Here is a 24,868-nt window from a genome sequence, read left to right as displayed (position 1 = left end):
AATCGAAGAATAGTACCTGTTTTTCGTTTTTACCCTTTATATACTTTATTTATAAATCCAGACATGTCGAAAATACGCGTCCTACCCGCAAATAACAAACATTACAAACATAACAACAATTACAATTTGATGTTATTATATTCCTACGGACATATTCCAATTGCAGCCCCCAAGACTGCAGGTGAGAAACATGAACAACTACAAACAGACCCTTCTGTGCCCTCTTCCGGTCAGCAGGATAAGGGAACAGAACTACATGAAGTACGACAAGTACGGCTGCCGCATCGACCGCAGCAGAAGCAACGAGATGAACACCATACTGGCGTTCTTCGATTGAGATGGATGGATCAAACTTGTTCAAAAATTACCCGAAAGGGTGATAAAGAGTTTTGGGGGAGTTGGGGTGTAAACCCCAACATCACTCTTTCTTGTCGTCTTTCTTGGCGGCTTCCCAGACCTGGACGAACTCGACGCGTGTGACATCGAAAGCTGCCCTGAGGTCTGCGACGATCTTGTACTTGGCGATTGCCCAGTTCTGATCGAACTTGCAGGTCTCGGCCTCGGTGACGACGACTTTGTCGGACTCGACAGCGACCTCGAATCCCTCGGATGTTCCGGAAGTGAGCTCGATGATTGCCTTTGCCTTTGCTACTGCCTCGGTGATCTCCTCGGTGACGGTGAAGACGTACTTCAGGTCGTGGCCGGCGAGCTGGTTGTTGAAGTCGACCTTGACACGTCCTGCTGCGACGGACATGATGACTCCGGACCTGTTGCCCAGTGAGACGGACATTCCAGGGTAGGGGTTGATCTCCTGCTTGTAGAACTCCTTGATAGGGTGAAGCTCGATGAGCTTGGGGTTCCTTGCTCCGGCTGCCTTCTCGCAGGGGATTGTGATGGTCGTCTCCTTTCCGATCTCTGCCTTCTCGATGGCCTCCTCGAGGTCAGGGAAGAGGGTCTTGGATCCGAAGAGGTAAGCCATAGGTGCGTAGGTCATCTTCTCGTTGAAGATTCCCGCCTCTTTGGCTGCTTCTGCGTCTGTAGTGTCATAGAGTCTCTCGTCTGCATCGGCGAGGTAAGCCTTGTATGTAAGGCGAACGAGCTTCTTTGCGTCTGCCATGATATTCACCGTGATTGGTAATTAACTACTGCGCCGATAGCGTCACCTATTATATAGGTATCGCAAAGTAAAGCGCGTATAAGGCACTGGACAGCCGTTTTTCAGGATACTTACCTAGCCTCTGGCACCAGCTTTTTCTCCATACGGACTGTGGAAACGCATATAAACGAGATGCATATACCATGGATTACTACCTGCCGCCTTTGCATAGCCCGGTAGTGCGGCTGACTTGTAATCAGCAGGTCCTGAGTTCGAATCTCAGAGGCGGCTCCACTCTTTTCAATTATCTCCAACTCAATTGTTATGGAAAATGACCGATTCTGACACCGGTGGCCACATCCTCAGCCTTTAAGAGAGGCCAGTTTGTGTTCGATAACGTTGATCTTGTTGTAGAGATCGAGAATCCTGCCCTCCAACTCCTTAGCCTCATCATCAGTCAGATCATCGTCCTTGGACCTCTCGACACAGTGCTCGAGCTCCTTCTTCAGACTGGTGAGCTGGGCTGCCAGATTGTTTGATTTGTTCGATGATTCTCTGTCCGCAGCCATTACACGGACGGTATCGGAGATGCACTTTTTGAGGACATCATCTCTGGCATAGAACTCTATACGGCCACATCTGACGCATGCGAATGCATCCATGAAGCATTGGGTTGCGAAAGAGTGGTCTGCGAACTTGTAAGGGACGAGCGTGGTCCCTCCGCAGACTAGACATTTCATTTGGGGCATCGGAATCACTTTAAGAATCTTATGGTGAAATAAAAAATGGTATGGAGGTAAAAGAAACTTGAGGCTTGCATAACGAGATACAATTGATATGCCTGAACAATAAACAAGGTCTGGTATAAGCGGAAGTGTCTATTCACATAGATACACCGGCAATAGGATTTGATCCTGAAAGCATGACAAAACCTTGTACTCATCGGAAGACTACTATTTTTAAGGACAAACCCTCTTCACCTCAGACCTAAACTATCAGATAAGCAGAATGATAGGGAGATGACATATTGATTGACATTTACAATAAAGAACTCGAAAAGGAAGTAACGGAACGGATGCATGCACTCTATGGAGAGAACAAAAAGATCACGAACGGCGATTACGATAAATCGCTGGCCGTGAAGTGCATCAACGGAACGTTCGTCGGGAAGAAGACCGACAATGTCATCGCATTCAAAGGCGTCCCGTTCGTCGGCAAACAGCCCGTAGGGGATCTGCGCTGGAAAGCGCCTGTTGACTGCGTCCCCGATGATGGGGTCTACGAAGCCTATTACTTCGGGAAATGTCCCTGCCAGGAAGGAAACATCGGTCAGATGGGTTCCCTCTATGTCCAGGGCGAGGACTGCCTGTATCTGAACGTCTGGAAGGCAGACGACAATTCGGATAAGAAGAAACCGGTGATGGTATGGATCCACGGGGGCGCCTTCGAGATGGGCGGCACAGCCGAACCCAGGGAGGAGGGAACCAACTTCGTCAAGGAGAATCCGGACATCATCCTGGTCTCCATCGAGTACAGGCTGGGAGTCTTCGGCTTCTTCCATCTCTCCCATCTGCCGGACGGAAAGGATTACCCTGACGCACAGAACCTCGGACTGCTGGACCAGGCAATGGCACTGAAATGGGTCCATGAGAACATCTCGGCATTCGGAGGGGATCCCGGACAGGTCACGATCTTCGGACAGTCCGCGGGAGGAGGAAGCGTATCGCTGCTCCCGCTGATCAAGGGAACACACGAGTACTTCCAGCGTGACATAGTGATGAGCGGTTCCCCGGTATTCACAAGGTCCACGGAAGAGGCCATACAGTGCACCAACGAGGTAATGGAGATTCTCGGCTGCAAAACGGTAGCGGATCTTCAGAAGGTCGATGTCCAAGAGTTCATAAAAGCCTCTGGCGTGCTAGGGCTGCGCGTATGGGCTGAGAGGGACGGAAGGACAGTACCTCTGGATCCCTACGGAGAATATGAGAGGGGAGCGGCAAAGGACATCGTCTTCATGCAGGGCTGCACCAAGGACGAGATGTCCTACTTCCTGGCCGGTTTCGGTGTGGAGGGATACGGGGCATTCGTAGACGAACGCATGAAGAGGAAGCTCTCCCAGTTGACGGAAGATGAGAAGAAGCTCGCCCTGAGCTTCTGCGAGAACGCCAAAGATGTGTGCGAGGAGTACGACGGCAGAAGCCGTCTCTTCGACCAGATAGTTTTCATCGCACCCCTGTTCAGGATGTCCGAGAACCAGACGAAGGCAGGAGGTAAGACCTACGCCTACTTCTTCACACCCGAGTCCTCCGTACCGATGTTGAGGAGCGGACATGCAGTCGAGCTCTCGACCGTGTTCAACCATCCCGAGGAGACCCTCGTCACCGGAAGGATGTTCGACGAGACATTCGGAAAGACCATGCGTAAGATCTGGGTACAGTTCTCGAAGACAGGCAACCCATCCCTCAGCGCTGACATCTCTCCCGACGGAAAGGCAAAGGACTGGCCCCTGTACGATCTCGAGAACAAGTACGTCATGGTCTTCGATGAGTTCAACATCCACCCTGAGAAGGAATCAGAGAGGAAGATCCTCGATTGGGAGAAGGCCTACTTCCTGACCAAATACTACTGCATCTGAAGACTGATGCAAAGAACCTGAAGGGCGTCGGATGATCCTCCGCACCCTCCGGGAAACATCTTTACTTTTTCACACAGGACCAATACCCTAAGGTCATTCAGATAAAGGATATTTCGGATATCCACCGGTAACAAGCTTGTGTATGGAATAGAATCCTAATACCCCGCCGTAGAGCGAACCGATGGTCTCTGCGGCAACTACCCCCCACCAGATGGACTCCAGGGTACCATATATAGATGCCATAGCAATACATATTGGGATGCGGAGCAGGTTCAATACCAAAATGATGCTCAGGGACTTCAGGCCCCACCCCATTCCCTGGAAGTATCCTGACGACGTGTATCCCAATGGACCAAAAGGCATCATTAGCGAACATATCATGAGCATCGTGACCATCTGAGACCTGAGATGCAGCGTCTCCTCGGAATACGAGAACGGTATGACCAAGAATTCAGAGAACAGCAGGAGCACGACTGTGATCCCGATCGATATCAGAATACCGTACTTCAGTGCAAGGTGATAGATCGACCGCACCCTTTGGTAATCTTTGGCACCTATCGCGGCAGCACATAGAGGGACCACGGCGAAACCTATGGCCAGCGTTGGCATGAAGAACAGATCCATCAGCTTCCAGCAGTTACCGTATATCGCGACACCGTCCACGGATCCGACACCTTCGATGATTAGGTTCATGACCATCATCATGAGCGAGAGCAGCACCATCTCGAGGGATGCGGGAATGCCGACCCTGAGGATGTCCATAATGAGGGCCTTATCAAAGCTGAAACCTTTGAATGTCGGATGGACGTACGTATCCTTCTTCAGGTAATACCAATAGACCACCAGGAACATCGGCACGATCATGGCGATCGTAGTTGCCCAAGCGGCACCGGAGATGCCCATGTCAAGTACGAAGATGAATATGGGGTCGAGAATTATGTTCAATCCTGCACCGAGCACCATTATGTACATGGCGCGTTTCGAAGAACCTTCCGATCTGAGCAGCCCACTGAAGATGTCGCTAAGGATAATCACCGGGAATCCGAGGAATATGGGGATCGCATAGGCCATACAGGCATCCATGTTGGAGGAACCCCCGCCTGCGAAGATGATCTCCTCTGAAAAGATTAGGAACACCACTGTGAGGAATATGCTGATGATCAGACTGAGAATGATGGCCTGTTCGGCTACATGGTTGGCCTCGATTTTGTTATTTGCACCGACCCTTCTGGCCAAGGCCTGCGACACTCCGACAGCAATACCGTTCCCTAGTCCGATCACTATGAAGAATATCGGGAATATCACACTCACCGCAGCCTGAGCATCTACACCGATGGATGTGAGCCAAAAGGTATCGATAATGTTGTTCGCACTCTGTATGAAGTTCGAAATGACAATAGGTATCGCCATCGCAATCAGTGCCTTCTTGGGGTCACCGAGCATGGTCTTGGCATCTTTCGTCATCTGAACTTCTTCAGCCATCGACTGCCAAATGCTTTGAGCAGATTAAAAATGTGTAACCGAAATGATATTCGTGCGAACATATCAAGAAATGGTAAGACTGGGGGCGAACCCCCAGAATATGTTTATTCTGTATCTCTGACGATGGTGACAGGACATGTTGCGTGGAGCATAACCTTCTCGGCAACGCTTCCATTAAGGATCTTCTTGAAACCGTGGCGGCCTTCGGTCCCCATGACCACCAGGTCGTACAATCCGGATTTGTTTATGATCATCTCAGCCGGGTTGCCCACACCGATCTCGGTCACAACATTGATGCCCTCTGCCACACATTTGTCTGCAACATCCTTGACCAGAGTCTCTGCGTCGAAATCCTTTGATTTGACCGCGTATACCGTCAGCTTTCCGTTGATGCGTTTGACTGTTTCGATGGCAACGTCGATTGCCGCATTGTTCTTGTTGCTTACTGGCAAGAGGACACTCTCTATTCTGTTGGAACCGGATTTCAAGGTCAAGACAGGACAGTACGCATTCTCTATGACCTTTTCCGCCGTACCTCCGACACGACCGTATCCGCCGGATTTTCCGGTGACTCCCATGATTATCATATCATGGTCCTTGGACAGATCACTTAACACTTGGTGGGGGACCCCTTCGATTAGCTGGGTTTCAACCTCTAGCCCTGCAGCCTTGGCCATGGCAGCGGCGTTCTCCAAAAACATCTTACCCTCAGTCTGCATCCTGAACGAGATCATCGCCCCGCCATCGATGGATCCGAACCTGTTGTATTCGGTAACATCGACCACATACACGAAGGTTATGTGGGCTGCAAACGTACCTGCCGAATGGACCGCAAGATCCACAGCGACCTCGGAAAGGGAGCTGCCGTCGATTGGAACCAGAACTTTATCGAACTTCATGAGTCTACTCTCCTATGTCTAACCAATGGTGTCGATTGAGAATCGACTAACATAAGTTAATAAATTATGCCGTCTGGAGGACATAGTGGATAATCCTTACTATCAGAAACCAAACATTCAAAACGGTGAAAACATGTAAACGGAGCAGGTGTTTGTGGTATGGGTTGCAGCGGCGGATCCTGTTCTTCATGTTCATCATGCTCGTCAACCGACGGAAGAGATGATAACGAGCTACCGCCAGGAATGCTATCCAGATACAACCTGGATCAATCCACTGCAGATGGGGCCTTGGTCTGGCTTGAGATACTGAGATGTCCTGACGGACCAAGGATTGCAGATGCTAGCTTGCAGGTATTGGCGGAAATATGCGAGATTAACGCTAGCAGGACCTTTGCCGTTATGTTCGGAGGTGCTGACCTCAAACCTCTGTACCCAACGATATTCGGATTGGGTGTAGGGACGATTTACCATGTTAGGGATCCTGATTCGGACTGTTACGATTCCAACACATACTCCATAACCCTCTGCGACATCATAGACAGGGTCGTACCTGCGGCCGTATTGCTGGCAGCAACGGAGAGAGGGAATCAGCTGGGAGAGAAGATCGCTTCGATGCTTGGTGCTGAGCTCAACCCAGATTGCACCAAGATAACAATGGAAGGCAGGATCCTCTCAACAGAACCCGCACCTTTAGACCAGTTCCTCATATCGAACAAGAAAAAGTTCCCGCGTGTAGCAACGGTAAGAATTGACAGCTATCCTACCCCCGAACCGAAGGAAGGACAAGGAACCGCTATATACTGGCAAACCAGAAAATATTTCTGAAAAAAAAGTGCCGCAAAGGCACGTAAATTGTTTGTCTGAACGTAATCAGAATTTGCTTCCGATCTCTGCAGCCTTCGCCAGGATCTCGGGGTTCTGCTCAGCTGCATGGGGAGGGTTTCCATCCACCATCGTGACGACTCCGAGAGGTTCAAACTTGAAGTATGCGGTCATGCGTCCTGCGATCTGGGCTGCGAGCTCGTCTGCACCGGCAGTTCCTGCCGTGACAATTACTGCGAACTTCTTGGGTGCGACGTTGGGGGCCATCGTTCCGTCGAGGAAGCTGAAGAACCTGTCCTCAAGAAGCCTGTACTGGCCTGTGGGCTGTCCGAAGTAGACCGCTGTTGAAAGAATGACACCGTCTGCATCCCTGATGGCGTCGAGTACGGGTGTGATCTCGTCCTTAAGTACGCACTTGCCAGCCTTCTTGCATCCCATGCATGCGATGCATCCGCGCCTGTCCTTCAGTTCTGCAACGTTGAAGACCTGGACATCGTGTCCCTTGCCTTTGGCCGCCTCTACCATGGAATTAAGGATGGTGGAGGAGTTAGCTCCCTTCCTAGGGCTGGAAATGACTGCTACAATCTTTGCCATTTATGTAACCTCATGATAAGGAAAACGAGGTGGTATAAAGACGCTGGCCCTAGTAATTCAGTATAACCGTTCAGTTATGTCCGCACATGGGACCATCTCAGGCACCTCTCCGTAAATGGCGACTTTGTCACCAATACAGGCGAGACAGCCTTTGACCCCTTCTATGGATCCGATCTGCTCCAAAGCATCAGTAACCGATCCTTCGTCCTTGACAAGATTCCCCAGAGCGGTTGCACAGCAATCGGCCAGGATCACATCGTCAGAGAACACGGTGCATACATTGGAGTTGCCCAATGAGACGGAAGGCCCTATCTTGGCAGAGGATGAGCATATCCCCGTGATATCGTCCGAACTCACCTTGAAGGCCACATCCTTCAGGACCGGGTGATCGGCAAAGAGCCCTATCGGGACCGAGCGATCGGAGAGGAAAGCTATGTCCCCTCCGTTCTCCACAATGGCCTCTTTCGCACCGGCTTCCCTCATCTTCTCGACCGCAAAAACTGCGACAGCGCCGGCTACTCCGGCGAAAGGACCTACTCCAGACAGGACGGAAGCGTTACTCATCCTGCGTATAAGCTCATCATCACCGGAATCGGGAGGATAAGGCTCATAGGTTATTTGGAAGAACTGATCCTGAGCGACCTTGGACTCTATGATGTCTCTCGCCGAGAATATAGCATCCTGGGCTACCCTGATGTATTGCTCGTCGCTGACGATATTGACTATCGTCTCCTTGACCTGGAAATGGACCCTCATAGATCGAGCTTCAGAGCATGGACGGAGCAGGCGTTGACGCATGCGCCGCATGCGATGCACTTGGAGCTGTCCAGTTTAATCTCGTAGGTATCCTTGTCGGACGAGAAACAGTAGGCTGGACAGATGGATTCGCAGGCACCGCAATGCCAACATAGATTCTCATCGCGAGTGATATGCTTGGTCAGGCATACAACGAAACCGGCCTCCCTGAGCCTGTTCTCCGCTGCTGTCAGTTTCTCTTCGTCTCCGACCAACGAGAGGATCATAACTCCGCTTCCATCACCGGAAATCTCTGCCTTCAGGACATTGGGCCTCAGGTCGAACTCTGAGACCAATATGTACGCGACGGAATCCTGGACGTTCGATTCCTCGAACTCTATCTTCAGCTTTCTCTCCATCTCAGCACCCCCTTTCCTGCAGTTTGTTAAGCTTCACATCCTTGGGGAATGTCAAACAGGGCTGGTTGAGTGTGAACTCCTTGTGCTCTATCCAATCCTTCAGGATGCCTGCGACCTTCCTGGCCCCGCTGTATGAGGACAGCGAGGAAGTCCTGACCGCCTTTCCGTTGTATTCGACCTTTCCGGATCTGAGCTGGGCATAGCTGTACCTGGCCATCGGAGGCCTGTCTATGGGCTGACTGTAATCTACCATATCCGCGAATATCTCCTTATCCGATATTGCACAGCGCTGGATGATATCTTTGTTCAAAATTGGGATGGGTATGCCGACCCCGACTGCCATCGAGATGCCATAACCTGTGATGTCCAGGCCCCTTACGAATTTGGAATCCATCTGTTTCATGTCACCGATGAGCGCAAGCGTCCTTGATCCTGCCACAGGCACACCGTTGACCTCTTCCACATTGGTCTTGTACTGCGTACCCGGCCATGTAACGTATCCCTCTCCACCTCCGAGGAATATCTTGGTCCCCATGCCGATGGTCTCCAGATGGGGGTCGTTCAGAAGCGGGGAGAGCTGTCCGGCCGAAGAGTATGATGCATTCTTCACCCTGGGGAGCAGTTTTCCCATGTATGTGTAGATCGTCCTGTCAGAGGTGTTCGTAGCGACCCCGTAGTTCTGATAGCAGTTGCGGGGGTTGAACAAGTAAGCGTCATTGACGTCATCGATGGAGATCCATGTGTCTATATCCTTCCTGACGTAGCAGTCTGTACCAGGGCCCCAAGCGTGAAGATGAATCTTCTTGTGAGCAATAAGATCCTCTATGACATGAGCGCCTCCGTATCCCCCTTTCTCGCCGGGAACGGTAGCGGTCGCACCAATGAACGTATCGACGGCAGCAAGACCTCCGTCGACCATGACATCATTGAGTCTGATGTCCGTCATGCGTATGGGCGGGGATGCGTGTCCGAAATTAACGAAAGCACCTGATGAGCACATGGCTCCGAAGGTACCTGTCGTCACAACATCTACCTCCTCAGCGGCCTTTTCGGCACCCTTCTTCTTCACGAGATCGATTACCTCTTCGGCGGTGTACACGACAGCCTTTCCGGAGCGGATCTTCTCGTTTATCTGCTCATACGTCTTTGACATAAGCTCCCCTCTGAATGGGTAGCGAGTATAGTTGGCCACCCTTATATATTTTAATTAAAGGGGAACGGAAATGGTTTGATTCAAAGTTCAGCCAACGGCTTCACAGATGAGGTATTCCGGTCCATGTAAGGTAGCAGGCCCTTAGGATCGGAACATCGTCTAGGTTGCTTGTGATGAACTTTTTCATGAACATCGTCGAGACAATACCGCATCCGATGATGTATGTTGCCAACATGACGAACACGGCACATCCTGCACCTGTCGGGAAATCAAACAGCCCCTCGACTCCGTATGCCATGATCGCGGTCGCCATCATGCATATTCCCGAGACAACGGACACCATGGGCATGAGGATTGCTACCAGCGCGAAGACCATAGTGATTATCGTGGTGGCCAGGATAACCGTCTGCCCATCGAGCATACCTATCCTGAGCAAAGTGGTATCGAAAGAGCTGAAATCCAGAGGCAGGGCGAACAATGCGACCATGGTCAGAACGAATGCTGCCAACGATAATACGATCGCGGGGCGCCTTCCCGAGCTGTTATACTCCTTCCTATCCGGCCCCTTTTCTTCTTGGACATCAGCCTTCTGAGGAACGGGGGGACTGACAGGTTGAGAAACCGGAGGGTTGTTCACCGGCTGCATTGGGGTAACCGGCACCATAGGTGCAGGGCCGATGCGTTCTATGGGTTCCTGGGCATACGGCCTCTGTACTGGGGGTCTCGGAGCATACTGTGGCTGCACAGGCTGCCTGGAAGAATACTGTGGCTGCATCGGGGGCCTCGTAGCGTACTGCTGTTGTGCTGGAGGTCTGAATGTATAGGCCTGCTGTACCGGCGGCCTCTGAAAGGAACGATATGGAGATGCAGAGTACTGCCTGTTGGGGTTGTACGCACCCAAGCGCTCAACCTCCATGGAATCTCTTCTGATACCGACCTGCATCGGTGCACCGCAATTGATGCACTCAGTGCGACCTTCTGAATTGTTATAACCGCATCTGCCGCAGAATGTGATATGCTCACCTTCCCTATGATTAGGAGGATAGGGCATTGTGGATAAATAATAAACCCTGTTTATTCGAGTCTGGAGCGACCGTTGTTAGAATTCTAGAAATGTTTCTGCGACGGACCCGAAGGGTTTTTCCTTCGGACCGCCGCTGTTCATTCTCAGTCGTTCATCAGGCATCTCAGAGTGTTGTTGACGTATGCCTTGATCTCTTCGGGAGACTTTCCCTCGGCCACCTTGGTCAACACACTGAGCATCCCGTCAGCGTAATCCGCTTCAGAATTGTTCTTTGCCTTCATCTTTGCGACCATATCCTTCTCTTCTTCGATGGACATCATGGTTTTACCTCCATTCACCGTATCCATTCACACATAGTATATGAACATGCGGTCGATCCGTTGGTCTGACAATTTCTTATCTACTCGATAACCATCACTTCTCTCAAACAGAGGGTCCAAAGTATCCGAATCATCCGCAAATGGTGAATCAACGTTTCTCAAGAGGAAGAAGAGTGGCAAAATACGACGAACTCGGCAGGGCGATCGAAGAATCGGTCAAAAGGGTTAGCGAGGGGAAGCGCGTAGGCGTTGCCTTCTCGGGCGGAATGGATTCCGGTCTGATTGCAGCATTGGCTTCTAAGTATGCCAAATCGGTCACCTGCTACACATGCGGAACTGATGATTCATTCGACGTCGCTGCGGGAAAAGAACTGGCTGAGATACTTGGTCTTCCTTGGGTACACTGCAGGATCAGCGAAGATAGGATAGAAGACGACATCCGCGAACTGATATCGGCCACCAAGGTCAGCGACCCTTTCACGATAAGCTATGAGATGCAACTTTTCACCGTATGCAGGACCGCAGATGAGAGGATCGTCCTCAGCGGACAGGGGTCGGACGAATACTTCGGTGGATGCGCCAATTCGATCAACGAGGATGATGCAGGCTATGAATCCTTCAAGGACTGGGGAATCGATAGACTGATGAAGGTCTCGATACCGTGCGAACAGAAGATGGCTTCCAATTTCAAGAAGAAGGTCTTGTACCCCTATTTGGATGCCGATGTCCTCAGATGTGTCTCCGAAATAGATCCTGAAGAGCTCAGACCTAGGTCCCTGGAGAACAGGAAGAGCGTGCTGAAGACTGTCGTATCTGACCTTGGATACCCTGTGCTGGCCCACCGCACCAAAAAGGCCTCGCAATACGGATCGAACACAACAGAATTGATCCGCGATGCGGCCAGATCCAAAGGGCTCAGATACAACAAATACATTGCCGGAATCTACGAATCGCTAGGGCTCAGAGATGCCAACCTTCTGCGCGATGCGGCAGTGGATGTGAGAATGGATCCGATCCTCCTATACGATGCTGAGAAGGTACTGTCTGAACTGGGAATGACTCATTCAGAAGCAGTGTCTGCGTTCTACAAGAGACTGGTATCTGAGAAGAACATTCGTTTCCTAGAAGACAAGAAAGATGAGTGATTCCCATCGATTTGGAAGCTGACGGTTTCTACGAACGTCCGATAATCAATCTTTTAAACAAGATGCATTGTAACCGATATCATGGAGTTCTGCCCGAATTGCGGCCGGTATCTGAAGGACGATGAATACCAATGTCCTGAATGCGGCAATATAGTACGCCAGATGCCGCACGTGGACCATACACCTCCCGGATTCTCGGATTTCTACGACGAGAAAGGATCACCCAAGAGCCTTAGGGAAATGATATTCGAGAAATGGTTCTTCGTAGCGTTGGTCATTGCTTTTGCAATCGCCTTCTCAATCACGTTCTTTTGGAGATTCACTGTACTGATCTTCTGCATACCTCTCCTGATCCCTTCAAGGAGACTGAGCATTGCACTAGGTGCATTAGTAGGATTGTCAGGAGGGACGGCGGTCGCCCTCCTGATAAATTATTTCATTCTTGCTGCTTAAGCGTGAAATCGAAGAGCTTGTCCATATTCTCACCGGTCTTGGCCGATACGGCCTCAACCGGCTTCTCCGGAAAGTTCTGAGAGAACCATTGTCTGATATGCTCAACCTGCCCAGGTTTGGCCAGATCCACCTTGTTGATTAGGACCAGATCCGCCCCCGACATCTGCATCTTGTAGAACGCCTCCTTCTTCTCCAGAAGCAAGTCGAACCTCTCCACATCCGCAAGACCGATGATGGAGCAGGACTCCTCATCGATCATGGCCGTGTGCACGAACTGCTTTACCTTATGGGGCAGCGCCAGACCGGTAGGCTCTATGATCAGGATGTCAGGGTCCAGATCCCTCTTGATGTTCCTGAGGGTTGCCTGGAGGGTTCCCACTAGCGTGCAACAGATACAGCCTTCCGGAAGCTCAGTCGCATTGTATCCTTCGGCTTTTATCGTGGCTCCGTCGACACCGACCTCTCCGGATTCGTTCACTATGATGGCAGTCTTCAGCCCTTTGTCCACGTAGACCTTGGCCAGCTCAAGGAGCATGGTTGTCTTTCCGCTTCCCAGGAATCCTCCGATGATGAACACATGCATACTATCATCTCAGAACGTCAGCTTGAGGTTGTCGTACTTGTAGACCTTCTCGGGACAGCTGAACTGACATCTGTAGCATGCTGTTCCGAGACAGTTCTTGGTCTTGACGACGATCTCCTTGTCATCGGTGACTGTCAAAGCGTGCTCGGGACATTCCTTCTCACACTTCTTGCACCCAATGCACCCGTCCATGTATCCGCGCAGCTCGGTACCGATGTCGTGAAGGATGTACAGACCTCTGTCTCCCAGATCGGGGATGTCACGCTGGACCATCCTGTGGACGGTCGGGTTGCCCTTCGGCTTGGGTAGTTCTTGGATACCTGCGATCGCGTTGTTCCTGTTGTACATCTCCATGCTCATACCCTCGTCGCAGACGGCGAGTTCCTGAGTGTAGATCTGCTCGAATATCGGGTCTCCAGCGAACATTATGTGGTTTGCCCTGATTCCGTTGGCGATATCCTGGAGAGTATCGAGAAGTTCTGGATCCCTGAGGATATCGGTGGCCATCGCCAGCGAGGTGTTTCCATACTGGTAGATGGTGTCGCATGACGGAGGCAGAAGTCCTACCTCCCTTGCCTTGACCGCATCCACATAGGTTCCAGAGGCTCCAGCCATGTACATGATCTTCAGGTCGCTGAACTTGATTCCTGCATGCTCCAGCAGGGTGAAGTGACCGGCCCTCATGGCGCCGATGGCCTTCATGGCTTCGGAGATGTCGTGGGAATCGATGTAGACCCCATCCTGGAGATGCAGTTTTCCGTCAGAGGTGGTGAGCTTTCCCTTCCTCCAAAGATGGGAATCCAGAACTGCGGCCACGGCTGCGATGACACCGGTTCCTGTGATTCCTGTGGCCTTTCCGCTCATCGGGCCTTCATCGACCACAGTCTCCAGTCCGAAATCGCATCTGGATCCGTTCTGAGGCATGATGTTCTCATCGAGTACCTTACAGATGTATTGGAAGTCATATTCCAAATCAGAGATTGCACCGGGTCCCGCGAGCATACCGCATTTGATGGATTGACCTTCCATAGCGGGTCCTGCTGCGGCTGATCCCGTGTATATGTTGTCCCCTATTTTGAGGGCCATCTCCGCGTTGGTACCGTAATCTGTTACGAGACAGTTCTCCTTCTGATCCAAGAATCCGCTCTTGTACATCATGGCGAGAGCGTCGGCTCCGATCTCGTGCCTGATTGCCGGAGGGACGCAAAGTTCGCATCCGTCCTTGACATTAAGCCCCACATCCACAGCTGAGAATACTCCTGCATCCCTCTTCTGGGCAACGATGCCTCTTGCTTTGTGGGCATTCTCACCAGCGAATGCGAGATCGTCCACCGGTATTCCTTGGAATAAAGACAATTGAATAGGGTTTCCACAGATACTGACCCTTTCGACCTGATTCAGATCCACACCGAGTGTGGCGATTAGTTTGTTGACCGTATCTATGAGAATCTTATGGGCCGTCTCAGTACCTGCGTTGATGCAGAATGTGAGATGATCCATGATGTTCGCTCCCGGTAGGGGATGACACTCCGTAACAGACGTAGACAATATCTTGCCGTTTGAGAGATCGACTGCATGACCTCTCGTTCCACTAGTTCCTATGTCTAAAGAAATCCCGTAACTCATTTTACCTTCCTGACCTGCTGGCCTTCTTGCTAACTCCTTATTGTTCTTATTATTATTAATAGAATATCTTTATATTCGTTGGATATAAATTGATTAGTCAATAAAAATGATTTATCGTCAATATTATTTAAAGAATACCTCCGAGTATATAAATAAAGCATGGACAGAGCATCCATCCATCCACCGAATTATATACTTCGTCACCCATCCAACTAACAGTAGGGTGTTGGGCAAGCAGCACCTGAAATCAAGAAGGAGGAAAAACAAATGATAGACTATTCTAAAGTCGATTTCGCAAAGATCCTCAGGCGTTACGACGTCGAGGGTGAGAACGAAATGACACCCGAAGCAATCGCAAAGACCATGTTGCCTAAGGACCCCGTCCTGGCCAAAGTCGCAGACTGTGTCCTGTACATGAAGTTCAAGGACGTAGGGCCCGCAGTTGCTGAGGCACTGAAGTCTAAGGATGCGCTCGACATCATCAACAACGGACTTGTCGTTGGAATGGAATGTGTCGCAAAGCTGTACGCAGAGCACATCTACTACCTGCCTGAGATCATGATGGCCGCAAAGACCATGGAGATCGGAATCGCACTCGCTGAGAAGCAGATCCCCGGTGGAAGGACCACCAAGGGAACCGTCGTCATGCATGCTGCAGAGGGAGACCCCCACGACATCGGTAAGAACATCGCTGCCGTTATGATGAGGTCCTCTGGATACACAGTCATCGACATGGGTAAGGACGTCGCAGTCGACGATGTCGTCGCAAAGGTCAAGGAAGTCAAGCCCTTCATGGTTACCGGAACCGCTCTGATGACCACCACCATGACCGCGTTCCCCCGCGCCGCTGCAAAGCTCGTTGCCGCTGGAATCAACATCCCGTTCATGGCAGCCGGTGGTGCAGTGAACAGAGACTTCTCAGAGTCATTCGACCTCGGTATCTACTCGGAGAAAGCACCCCAGACTCCCCCAATTGCCGACAAGGTTCTTGAGGGATACGACTGGAGAAAGATTAGAGAAGAGTGGGACCACATCGTAGGAGCGTGATTTATATGGCAAAGTACACGAAGATGGCATACAGCAGTGCGGATGAGATGGTTTTCGGAACCGCAAAGGAGCCTGTCTCCTACGGATTCGGAATCAAAGTAGGAGCAGGAAGGGTTATCCCTGAGCTCAACTATGGACCCAGGCCCGGTTCCGAGTCATCCCCTGAGAAACTCAGGAAAGAATACGTCGACTACATCTCCAAGGATGTCCTCAACAGGTGTGTAACACTCGGATTCCCCGACGTCCAGCTGGAGACCGAGTGGATCTCTCAGATGGGAGACCCCAAGATGTCCACACCCGTCGTAGAGGGACAGAAGGCAATCTGTGAGAAATTCCACGAGGAATACGGAATCAACTGTGCAGTAAGGCAGACCATCCCTGACCAGCGTGAGGCTGAAGAGGGATACAGGCCTGGAATGGGCGGAAAGCACAGCTACCCCGAGCACCTGTTCCAGTGTGCAGAGGTTGCATGTGAGAACGGAGCAGATGTCCTCTCATGTGAGACCCTCGGAGGAAAGGAGATCGGAGACTACGCAACCACCAACGGAGATATCGTCGCATTCCTGTTCGGAATCGGATACCTCGGATCTATCGATATGGAGTACGTGTGGAAAGAGTTCGTCAACATCGCCAAGAAGAACAAGACCATCGCAGGAGGAGACACCAACTGTTCCGGAGCCAACACCTCGATGTTCATGGCAGGAGGTATGCTCGACCAGGATGTCCAGAGGACCTACTCTGCAGTCACCCGTGCAATCGCATCCGCAAGGACCCTTGTCGCATGGGAGCAGGGAGCATCCGGACCTGACAAGGACTGTGGATACGAGGGACCCATCTGTAAGGCAATCGCAGGAAAGCCCTGTGCACAGGAAGGAAAGAACTGTCAGTGCGCACACGCCGACCTTCAGGGTAACCTGATGGCCCAGGTCTGCGACCTGTGGTCCAACGAGTCCATCGAGTACCACCCCGAGTTCGGAGGAACCTCAGTCCAGTGTTGGATGGGATCCCTTGGATACGAGGTTGCTCTGATGAACACCGCAATCCAGACCGGAAAGGAGAAGGACCTGAGAGACCTGTACATGATCACCGACAGGGAGAGAGGACCTGAGGGACACATCCTCGCATACGACAACGCCTACGAGATCGGAAAGGCAATCGTATCTGAGGGAGACAACTACTACCTCAGGGCCAAGGCAGCCGGACTCAAGGCAGCAGAGCTCATCAAGGCTCACAACGACGCGAAGGAACTCCAGCTCACCAGGAAGCAGAGAGAGGTTCTCGAGGGAATCATCAAGGACCTGTCCGCCCTCCCCGATGACGAGGACAAGTTCTTCGAGTACTGCTGCAAGAAGTACGCAGACGTCCCCAACTTCAACCTGAAGAACTACGGTCTCTGAGCTGAACTGATCAAACTCTAAACCCGGGGGAGACCCCGGGAACCATTTTTTCGATGGAGGTTTTGTAATGTCTGAATTCAAGCCATTAGATCCGACAGCATGCGGTCTCTTCCTCGTGGCGGCAATCTCGCTCCCCTTGGCGGTCTCATGCTTCGACAGCAAGTTCTCCGTACCTGCTGAACTCTTCTTGCTCCTCGGTGCCCTCATCACCGTCGTGGCATTGCTCGCATACAGGGCAGAGAGCAACTTCGGGTTCACAGTGTTCTTACTCGTCGGAGCAGCTGTATTCGCAAGCGGATACGGAATTGGAATCATAGGAAACCTGGCATTCGGAATAATCTTCGTGATGTGTATCATATGGTCGATACTCGCGAAGACCCCGAAGAACCTGACCCTCATCCTATGCACCACGGCAGCGATCTTCCTCGTCATTGCGATCGAGGGAATCTGCGATGTAGATCTGGCGACAGTTCTTGGAATCGTTTCTCTCCTGAACTTCGTTCTCACCTTCTACATGGCATCCGCACTTGCATCCGAAGGAAAGTTCCCCGTGTTCTGATTGAACACTAAAACACTTAGGCCCCGAAAGGGGCCATAAAGCCATTTCATTCCCCCTGGCCGGACCACTATGGTCCGGCCGCACAATTTTCGTCAATAGTCGATAATAACGAGTAATTGTCGTCAATCGCCGTATATCATGACGACAACTCAAATAATGAGTTGTACTATACGGACTTTAGATGACAACGCCTGAGTTGCGCCCTATAATCCCTTTGGATTCTCCCGACTTAGAAATAAGCCTGGTCGGTGGAAAGGGAATCAATCTAGCAAAGATGATCTCCAACGGTTTCAGCGTTCCTCCGGCCCTTTCCGTGACGGTCGATGCATACGAGATGTTCCTGGACCTGACAGGGATTAGGAAGACGATCTCTGATATCCTTGATTCTACGGACTTCGATGACGAAGAATCCCTCGAGGCATCCTCCCAGGAGATACGCCGCCTGTTCTTCGAGACGCCCATTCCTGAAAAGGAACTTGCTTTCCTGAAGGAGAACTGTTTCAACCTTGAAGGGGAGTATTTCGCAGTCCGTTCCTCAGCAGTGGCAGAGGATCTGGAAGACGCGAGTTTCGCAGGCCAGCAGGACACGTATCTGAATGTCAGGAAGCATGATATCGCAAAAATGGTCATCACATGCTGGGCATCCTACTGGAATGCGAGAGCGATGAAATACAGAGAGGATGCGTCGATGGATCACCTCGCCAAAGGAATGGCTGTAGTGGTCCAGATGATGGTCAGATCCGAGATCAGCGGAGTCATGTTCACATCGGATCCCGTCACAGGCGAGGACAATACGGTCATAGAGGCCTCATGGGGTCTCGGAGAATCCATCGTGTCGGGATTGGTATCCCCGGACAGGTATGTCTTATCAAGAGACGGAAAGATCATCAAGGCCGTCATCAAAGAGAAGACGCAGGGATTCTTCCTCATCGACGGCGAGAATAAACTGGTAGATATAGAACAGGAGAAGGTCAACGCGCGCTGTGCTGATGACAACATCCTCAGACTCATAGCCGCAGAGGGCGACAAACTACGCAACCACTTCGGATGCCCTCAGGACATAGAATGGGCCGTTGAGGGAGGAAAGGTCTACATCCTGCAATCCAGGGCGATCACGACGCTTCCTGATGCTTCAGAAAAGGATGACATCCTCTGGTCCAGAGGATACGGTGACGAATACTGGGCGGATGCTACCACGCCTATGTTCTATACCGTGATGGGAAAGCTGCTCACCGACTACGTCAACCACGAGGGGGCACATATGATGGGGTACAAAGATCTCGAATCCGGCCCCCTCACTAAATTGCACAAGTCAAGAGTATACTTCTCTGCAACGGTTCTAGAGAGGATATTCGCCCACTATCCGAAACTCATCCGTTCCAGGGAACTGTTGGACTACTTCCCCCGCAGCGAGCAGGAGAGGATCTCCAAATACCCCAATGACTTCCTCGGCATGATCAAATCGCAGATCTGCCTTCTGATACGCGACCGCGACGGTATGATCTGGAAGACCGATAAGGTCTACAGGAAATGGGCACAAGGGTTCCTCAAACTGTGCGATGAATTCGACTCTTTGGATCTGACAGCATTAGAGGACAAGGAACTTGCGGATTGGTATTTCAAGATACAGAAGGGATCCATAAAGCACTATCAGCTCATCCGTTACGGAATGGTCTCCCATTCGATCATGACAAACCTCTTGGTCAAAAACTGGTGCGGCAAATGGCTCGGCGATGACGGATCCATCTATGCAGGCCTGATGTCCGGATTGGAGGACAATAAGACCATAGAGACCAACAAAGGATTCTCCGACCTCGGAGTTGCCCTGAGGAAAGACCCTGAGGTCAGGGCAAAGGCGGAATCCATGAAACCAAAGGAGTTCGTGGAATGGCTGAAGACATCTGATGTCCCGTTCAAGCAGGTCTATGACAACTTCATCAAGGAATTCGGACACAGATCCGGCACAAGGGAACTCAACGCTCTCAGATGGGCAGAGGACCCCGATTACGTCATGGGAATAGCCCTGCAGATGTGCGCTGGGGATGTTGACCTGAGAGCTGAATTCGAGAACGGGGTCAAGCGCAGAGAGGAGACCGAGAAAGAGATCACCAAGAAGCTCGGATTCTTCAGAAGGAAACTGCTGTTCACAGTTCTGAAGTTCGCACGCACATACCTCATCTTCAGGGAGAATCAGAGATTCTACCTTGACCATATGATGTACAGGAACAGGCTGATATTCCTGGAGCAGGGAAGGAGGATGGCCGAGAAAGGGCTCATCGATGACCGCGAGGACATATTCTTCCTGGAGGATCTGGAGGCCATAGCGTATCTGAACGGAGATAATATCGGCGACATAAAGGCGATAATCGCACCCAGGAAGGCAGAGTTCATGAAATACAGGGACAGACTGCCGCCCAAATTCCTTCTCAACGGAGTGGATTTCGACGACGAGCCGCTTTCACACGGCGCTATGCTCTACGGGGCCGCATCGAGTCCCGGAAGATACCAGGGAAGGGTACGCATCATCATGGATGTGAGGGACCTCGGACAGGTCGAGAAAGGAGAGATACTTGTCACAAGCAATACCGACCCAGGATGGACCGTGGTGTTCTCCAAACTCGGAGGGCTCATCACCGAGACCGGCGGGATCCTCTGCCACGGAGCGGTCATCTCAAGAGAGTACAGGATACCTGCGGTCACCGCAGTCAAATCCGCAACCACTGCGCTTCACACAGGCGATCTGGTGTCTGTGGACGGAAGCAAGGGAGAAGTAACGATACTGGAGGAAACGCAATGAGCACAGAATTGGATTGGAATGAGAGCTACTACTTCAACCTGTTCGACCCCAAACAGGGCGTCACAGGATTCATGCGCATAGGGAACAAACCCAACAGGAACGAGAAATCCGTCTTCCTGTTCGTTATGAGCAAGAAAGGCGTATTTGGAATCAGGAACACCGAGCCTTGCGATGATCGCCACACAGAGTGCTCGGGACTGAAATTCAAGGAATGCGAAGGCAAATGGAAGATCACCTATAGCGGGCCTCTCTTCGACGTTTCAAAGGAGCCCGTTCCCACCATGTCCTCTCTGGACCTGGATTGGGTTCCGGTGAATCCGCTCATGGATTACCACGACTGCGTGGATGAACGCGGAGCCGCGATGTCTGCCAAAACGGCATCAGAACACTTCGAACAATTCGGAGTCGTTACCGGAAAGATCAAGGTGGGCGAAGATGAGTTCTCAATCGAAGCGACAGGAGAAAGAGATAAGAGCGAAGGTGTGCGCGACTGGGGCTCCCCCAAAATGTGGCTTTGGCTGAACTCCGTCTACGGAACCGACCTCGGATGGAACGCGACCAAGCTGTCCACTCAGATAGGGGATGTCGACGCAGGATTCGTCGGTACGAAGAGCTGCAATGATCCTGTGGTCAAGATCGACGTCGACATAGGATACGACGGAAACATGCCTGCATCCTATATCATGAAGATGACCGGGAAGAGCGGTAGGACCTACGACATCGAAGGTAAGATACTCCAGCGTGCACAGCTCCCCATGCAGGGAAGCAAGGACATGATGCTTATCGAGACCATCTCTCAGACGATTTACAACGGAAAGGTCGGTTTCGGTATCGCCGAATTCCTCGTTCCTGTCAAAAAGGAATGAATCCAACCCGGATGAACTCCGGGACCATTCATCTTCAGCCAAAATGGATGGTTTTTACACCATTTCAGATGACGAGCTCTACACAACACACTTATATGATTGGATATCCATCAGTCCTCGAATATCATGCCTGACTGTAAGCTCTGTGTTGATGCCGGCGTTTGTAAGATGAAGACCATCATAACCGCTAGGGCGAACGAAATGGGGATGGTTGAGCTTGACATAAAGAGCGACTGCCCCAACATCCTGAGGATGACTTGGAAAATGGAATCATTCAGCCCTTACTCCGAAGTTGAGGCTGAATTCTATAAATCCGAAGTCTACAAACTCGCCCAGGAAACCCCGATCCCTCATACGGCATGCCCCGTACCGTCTGCAATGGTCAAGGCCATAGAAGTAGCAGGAGATCTGGGCCTGAAACGTGATGTCAGCATCAAATTCATCGATGATGACTCAGAGGCCTGATCACAACTCTATCTTCGTACATAGGGGGACCTGTCTGCAGGCCAGGGCTACGTAATATGCTCTGATATTCTGGCCTCTGTATTTCTCCAGCTGAAGATTCCAGCCAATGACAGGTATGTCTCCGCAAATGATCAGATTGAGTCTCTTTCCTTCGGACAGCTTATTGTCGATGAATCTTCCAAGGTCCTTGGCGAAGGTTATGTCCTCATCAGACAGAAGATCGCGATCGACCTTAACTGTATTGGATTCGGGGTCCTGCCTGACAAGCTCATCGTAGACCACTTGCACCAGCGAGTCCAGACCTTCGACAGTCAGACCAGCCAATGCCTTCGTCTCCTCGTTTGATATGAAATTGGCTACGTTCGGACGGGGATCCGATTGTGGTGGACATGCATTTACCATAGTATCGTTTCAAAAATAGCTGAAAAGGTTTAAAATGACTGGCCAGGATAAAAGGTCATTTCATCTTCTTCTTGAGCTTGGCGATCTTCTTCTTGGCCTCACCGTCTCCGGCAGCGGCCTGTTTTTCCAATTCCGCCAATTCAGCTTTCTTTGCCTGCTGTTTCTTCTCCAGCTGCTTTTTTGACATAGGCATTTTAACTACCTATGTTCGCGATTGCTTTAATCGCCTTAAAGTTTGGGATTTCACTTTATAAGGACGCTGGCGACACCACGGCAGTTCTTGAGGAGCATGATCACATTCTCCTGCAGCTTACCGTCGACAACGATCTGAAGGGTGGACCTGTCCCTCTCGCCGTCATCGCTTACCATGGCCTGTCTGAGCGTGATGCCTGAATTGTAAAGGACGGTAGTGACATCGGCGATAATGCCGGGCACCCTTGCATCAGTCGGGATGATGACGACAGCCGAACAGTTGATCGCATCCGCCATATCGACCATAGAAAGCATCGGCCTTAGTTTTGAGAATATGCTGTCCAGCTCCGGAGTGGCAGAGATGTGCTCCAAAGTGGTCCTGACGACCCTTCTGTCGACCTCGCACGCACGCGCGATTCCCGCATCCGTCTGCTCTATGTCCCCACAGTAAGCAACACCGTTCTCAACCCTTATCCCGTATTCGAGAAGCTTCCTTGCCACCTTGCGCTGCGAAGGATATCTTTTGAGCATAGCTGTGAGCTGGTCCATGAAAGTGTAAGATGTTGTGAATATAACAATGTTCGTCCTTATGCATTATATGACATTTTATGGCATGTGATGGACAAAAGAGTACAGGATTATTGACTTCTAAATGTTAATACATAATCATTAGGGCAGATACTGTACATCATATTCTGGTATTACGAAAGTCCATTATATACTCAGAAAACGTTGTCCAACTACATGTCTGGAGTATCGGAGCGCATCGATCATTTTTTCCACATCACCGAAAGAGGATCAACGATCGGAACAGAAGTGAGAGGCGGTCTGATAACCTTCCTTGCAATGTTCTACATAATGGCCGTCAACCCATTAATCCTACAGGAGGCGGCCGGGCCCGAACTGTTCGGACAGTTAGTCACCGCCACAGGACTGGCAGCTTTTGTGTCATGCATCCTGATGGGAATCTATGCAAGATTCCCCGTAGCATTGGCTCCAGGAATGGGTATCAACGCATTCATCGCATACACCATCGTGATCGCGATGGGCTTCACATACTACCAAGCATTGTTGGTGGTTCTGATATCCGGAATAATATTCCTTGTTCTCACTGTCTCCGGAGTCAGGAAAAAACTGCTTTCCAGCATACCTGCCATCGTAAGACTGGCCATCACCGCGGGTATCGGATTCTTCATAGTCCTGGTGGGGCTCTACAACTCAGGAATCATCATACATGGAGAGGGGTCGGCCCTTCAGCTGGGAGACATTGCATCACCTGGTGTGAATCTCTCCATCATGTGCATAATAATCACCTTAATCCTGTGGTATAAGAAGCTCTGGTACGCCGTCCTGGTCGGAGTAGTGTTCTCTGTCGCATTCGGTTTCATGGGAGGACAGCTTTTCGGTTGGGACACGACGATTGATGGTACAAGTCTGATTCCCGGAGTAGGTACCGCAGCCGTCACTGAACTCATTTCCATGCCTGATTTCGGTCTGTTCGGAGCCATGTTCACCGAATTCACCATGTTCGATTCGTCACTTATCCCTGCTTTCTTAGCATCGGTCGTAGCTCTGCTGATAGTCGATATGTTCGATACCGCCGGAACCCTTCTGGGAATAGGCCAGGTAGCAGGGATCATTGATGAGGACGGGAACATAGAAGGTAACGAGAAGGCACTTCAGACCGATGCAGTGGGCTCCATCTTCGGTGCTATAGCAGGAACCACGACCACAACCTCGTTCATAGAGTCGAGCACTGGTATCGCTTCAGGTGCGAGGACAGGACTGATGGCGGTGACCGTTGGAATTCTGTTCTTCGTAGCGCTATTCTTCGTACCGTTATTCTCGATAATCACCTCGGCCTGTACCGTCGGTGCGCTGGTCCTCGTTGGATTGATGATGATAACCTCTGTCAAAGATATCGAATGGACCGAACCTGTGAACATCGCCACAGCGTTCTTGACAATGTTCATGATGGCTCTCTCTGGATCCATAACTGACGGTATCGCATTCGGTCTCTTAGCATACCTTCTCGGAATGCTAGTGACCAAGAGGTATAAGGAGGTCCCGCTGATCATTTGGATACTCGGACTGATCTTCCTTGGATACTTCTACCTGACTTACGGCATCATACCGAGCATTTGAGTCGTCGGCACG

At 51.0% G+C, this 24,868-nt stretch carries 24 protein-coding genes and 1 tRNA gene; 12 read left to right on the top strand and 13 right to left on the bottom strand.

All coding sequences use genetic code 11. From position 1 onward, the window contains the following. Positions 1-418: 418 nt before the first annotated feature. Positions 419-1,117: a peptidylprolyl isomerase gene (locus E7Z62_04265; protein MBE6522326.1), complete on the bottom strand. Its 699-nt coding sequence runs from the start codon at positions 1,115-1,117 to the stop codon at positions 419-421. 196 nt (positions 1,118-1,313) lie between these two features. Between E7Z62_04265 and E7Z62_04260 the strand changes: the two genes are divergently transcribed. After that, positions 1,314-1,390, top strand: a tRNA-Thr gene (locus tag E7Z62_04260). 68 nt (positions 1,391-1,458) lie between these two features. Here E7Z62_04260 and E7Z62_04255 read toward each other — a convergent pair. After that, the gene (locus E7Z62_04255) at positions 1,459-1,836 is read right to left on the bottom strand and encodes a hypothetical protein (GenBank protein MBE6522325.1); all 378 of its coding nucleotides are present in this window, start codon (positions 1,834-1,836) and stop codon (positions 1,459-1,461) included. Positions 1,837-2,123: 287 nt separating this feature from the next. On the opposite strand from E7Z62_04255, the gene E7Z62_04250 reads away from it, so the two are divergent. Beyond that, positions 2,124-3,731, top strand: a complete 1,608-nt coding sequence (locus tag E7Z62_04250) for a carboxylesterase family protein (protein ID MBE6522324.1) — start codon at positions 2,124-2,126, stop codon at positions 3,729-3,731. Between the two features lie 93 nt (positions 3,732-3,824). Here the strand turns inward: E7Z62_04250 and E7Z62_04245 are convergent, their stop codons facing one another. Together E7Z62_04245 and E7Z62_04240 are read right to left on the bottom strand one after the other, a co-directional pair. Then, a complete protein-coding gene (locus tag E7Z62_04245; protein MBE6522323.1) occupies positions 3,825-5,213 on the bottom strand; it encodes an MATE family efflux transporter in 1,389 nt (462 codons plus the stop codon). Between the two features lie 104 nt (positions 5,214-5,317). Continuing rightward, positions 5,318-6,112 carry a universal stress protein gene (locus tag E7Z62_04240; GenBank protein MBE6522322.1) on the bottom strand — a complete coding sequence of 265 codons (795 nt, stop codon included), beginning with the start codon at positions 6,110-6,112 and terminating at the stop codon, positions 5,318-5,320. A gap of 159 nt (positions 6,113-6,271) precedes the next feature. On the opposite strand from E7Z62_04240, the gene E7Z62_04235 reads away from it, so the two are divergent. Beyond that, entirely contained in the window at positions 6,272-6,937 is a 666-nt protein-coding gene (locus tag E7Z62_04235; GenBank protein MBE6522321.1) for a hypothetical protein, read from the top strand. A 45-nt stretch (positions 6,938-6,982) separates the two neighbouring features. Here the strand turns inward: E7Z62_04235 and E7Z62_04230 are convergent, their stop codons facing one another. From E7Z62_04230 to E7Z62_04210, 5 genes are all read right to left on the bottom strand, one after another. Further along, positions 6,983-7,528, bottom strand: coding sequence for a flavodoxin family protein (locus E7Z62_04230; GenBank protein ID MBE6522320.1), 546 nt, complete (start codon positions 7,526-7,528; stop codon positions 6,983-6,985). A 57-nt stretch (positions 7,529-7,585) separates the two neighbouring features. Beyond that, complete coding sequence (locus tag E7Z62_04225) at positions 7,586-8,284, bottom strand: UPF0280 family protein (protein MBE6522319.1); 699 nt, start codon at positions 8,282-8,284, stop codon at positions 7,586-7,588. After that, the gene (locus tag E7Z62_04220) at positions 8,281-8,682 is read right to left on the bottom strand and encodes a 4Fe-4S dicluster domain-containing protein (GenBank protein ID MBE6522318.1); all 402 of its coding nucleotides are present in this window, start codon (positions 8,680-8,682) and stop codon (positions 8,281-8,283) included. The genes E7Z62_04225 and E7Z62_04220 overlap by 4 nt, the downstream gene beginning before the upstream one ends. Position 8,683: 1 nt before the next feature. Then, positions 8,684-9,835: a hypothetical protein gene (locus E7Z62_04215; GenBank protein MBE6522317.1), complete on the bottom strand. Its 1,152-nt coding sequence runs from the start codon at positions 9,833-9,835 to the stop codon at positions 8,684-8,686. Between the two features lie 100 nt (positions 9,836-9,935). After that, positions 9,936-10,751, bottom strand: a complete 816-nt coding sequence (locus tag E7Z62_04210) for a hypothetical protein (protein MBE6522316.1) — start codon at positions 10,749-10,751, stop codon at positions 9,936-9,938. A 568-nt stretch (positions 10,752-11,319) separates the two neighbouring features. On the opposite strand from E7Z62_04210, the gene E7Z62_04205 reads away from it, so the two are divergent. Beyond that, positions 11,320-12,324 (top strand): hypothetical protein, encoded by a 1,005-nt coding sequence (locus E7Z62_04205; protein MBE6522315.1) that lies wholly within the window; start codon positions 11,320-11,322, stop codon positions 12,322-12,324. Between the two features lie 81 nt (positions 12,325-12,405). Continuing rightward, positions 12,406-12,777, top strand: a complete 372-nt coding sequence (locus E7Z62_04200) for a zinc-ribbon domain-containing protein (protein MBE6522314.1) — start codon at positions 12,406-12,408, stop codon at positions 12,775-12,777. Here E7Z62_04200 and E7Z62_04195 read toward each other — a convergent pair. Both E7Z62_04195 and E7Z62_04190 read right to left on the bottom strand, forming a co-directional pair. Further along, a complete protein-coding gene (locus E7Z62_04195; GenBank protein MBE6522313.1) occupies positions 12,761-13,360 on the bottom strand; it encodes a GTPase in 600 nt (199 codons plus the stop codon). The genes E7Z62_04200 and E7Z62_04195 overlap by 17 nt on opposite strands. A 9-nt stretch (positions 13,361-13,369) precedes the next feature. Beyond that, the gene (locus E7Z62_04190) at positions 13,370-14,986 is read right to left on the bottom strand and encodes a methylamine methyltransferase corrinoid protein reductive activase (GenBank protein ID MBE6522312.1); all 1,617 of its coding nucleotides are present in this window, start codon (positions 14,984-14,986) and stop codon (positions 13,370-13,372) included. A 267-nt stretch (positions 14,987-15,253) separates the two neighbouring features. On the opposite strand from E7Z62_04190, the gene E7Z62_04185 reads away from it, so the two are divergent. From E7Z62_04185 to E7Z62_04160, 6 genes are all read left to right on the top strand, one after another. Continuing rightward, the gene (locus E7Z62_04185) at positions 15,254-16,033 is read left to right on the top strand and encodes a methanol--corrinoid methyltransferase (GenBank protein MBE6522311.1); all 780 of its coding nucleotides are present in this window, start codon (positions 15,254-15,256) and stop codon (positions 16,031-16,033) included. Next, a complete protein-coding gene (locus E7Z62_04180) occupies positions 16,033-17,430 on the top strand; it encodes a methanol--corrinoid methyltransferase (GenBank protein MBE6522310.1) in 1,398 nt (465 codons plus the stop codon). Before E7Z62_04185 ends, E7Z62_04180 begins: the two co-directional genes overlap by 1 nt. A 67-nt stretch (positions 17,431-17,497) precedes the next feature. Further along, positions 17,498-17,989: a hypothetical protein gene (locus E7Z62_04175; GenBank protein MBE6522309.1), complete on the top strand. Its 492-nt coding sequence runs from the start codon at positions 17,498-17,500 to the stop codon at positions 17,987-17,989. Between the two features lie 181 nt (positions 17,990-18,170). Continuing rightward, on the top strand, positions 18,171-20,786 hold the full coding sequence (locus E7Z62_04170; GenBank protein ID MBE6522308.1) for a phosphoenolpyruvate protein kinase: 2,616 nt from the start codon (positions 18,171-18,173) through the stop codon (positions 20,784-20,786). Next, complete coding sequence (locus E7Z62_04165; GenBank protein MBE6522307.1) at positions 20,783-21,652, top strand: hypothetical protein; 870 nt, start codon at positions 20,783-20,785, stop codon at positions 21,650-21,652. The genes E7Z62_04170 and E7Z62_04165 overlap by 4 nt, the downstream gene beginning before the upstream one ends. Positions 21,653-21,778: 126 nt before the next feature. Beyond that, complete coding sequence (locus E7Z62_04160; protein ID MBE6522306.1) at positions 21,779-22,117, top strand: hypothetical protein; 339 nt, start codon at positions 21,779-21,781, stop codon at positions 22,115-22,117. Here E7Z62_04160 and E7Z62_04155 read toward each other — a convergent pair whose 3' ends face one another. Together E7Z62_04155 and E7Z62_04150 are read right to left on the bottom strand one after the other, a co-directional pair. After that, positions 22,118-22,519, bottom strand: a complete 402-nt coding sequence (locus E7Z62_04155) for a hypothetical protein (GenBank protein MBE6522305.1) — start codon at positions 22,517-22,519, stop codon at positions 22,118-22,120. It lies immediately after the preceding gene. Positions 22,520-22,762: 243 nt separating this feature from the next. Next, positions 22,763-23,242 carry a regulator of amino acid metabolism, contains ACT domain protein gene (locus E7Z62_04150; protein ID MBE6522304.1) on the bottom strand — a complete coding sequence of 160 codons (480 nt, stop codon included), beginning with the start codon at positions 23,240-23,242 and terminating at the stop codon, positions 22,763-22,765. Between the two features lie 213 nt (positions 23,243-23,455). Between E7Z62_04150 and E7Z62_04145 the strand changes: the two genes are divergently transcribed. After that, positions 23,456-24,856, top strand: a complete 1,401-nt coding sequence (locus E7Z62_04145) for an NCS2 family permease (protein MBE6522303.1) — start codon at positions 23,456-23,458, stop codon at positions 24,854-24,856. The last annotated feature ends 12 nt before the right edge of the window (positions 24,857-24,868 follow it).

Source organism: Thermoplasmata archaeon (assembly GCA_015063285.1).
Lineage (GTDB): Archaea > Thermoplasmatota > Thermoplasmata > Methanomassiliicoccales > Methanomethylophilaceae > Methanoprimaticola.
This window is presented reverse-complemented; position numbering and strand designations above follow the sequence as displayed.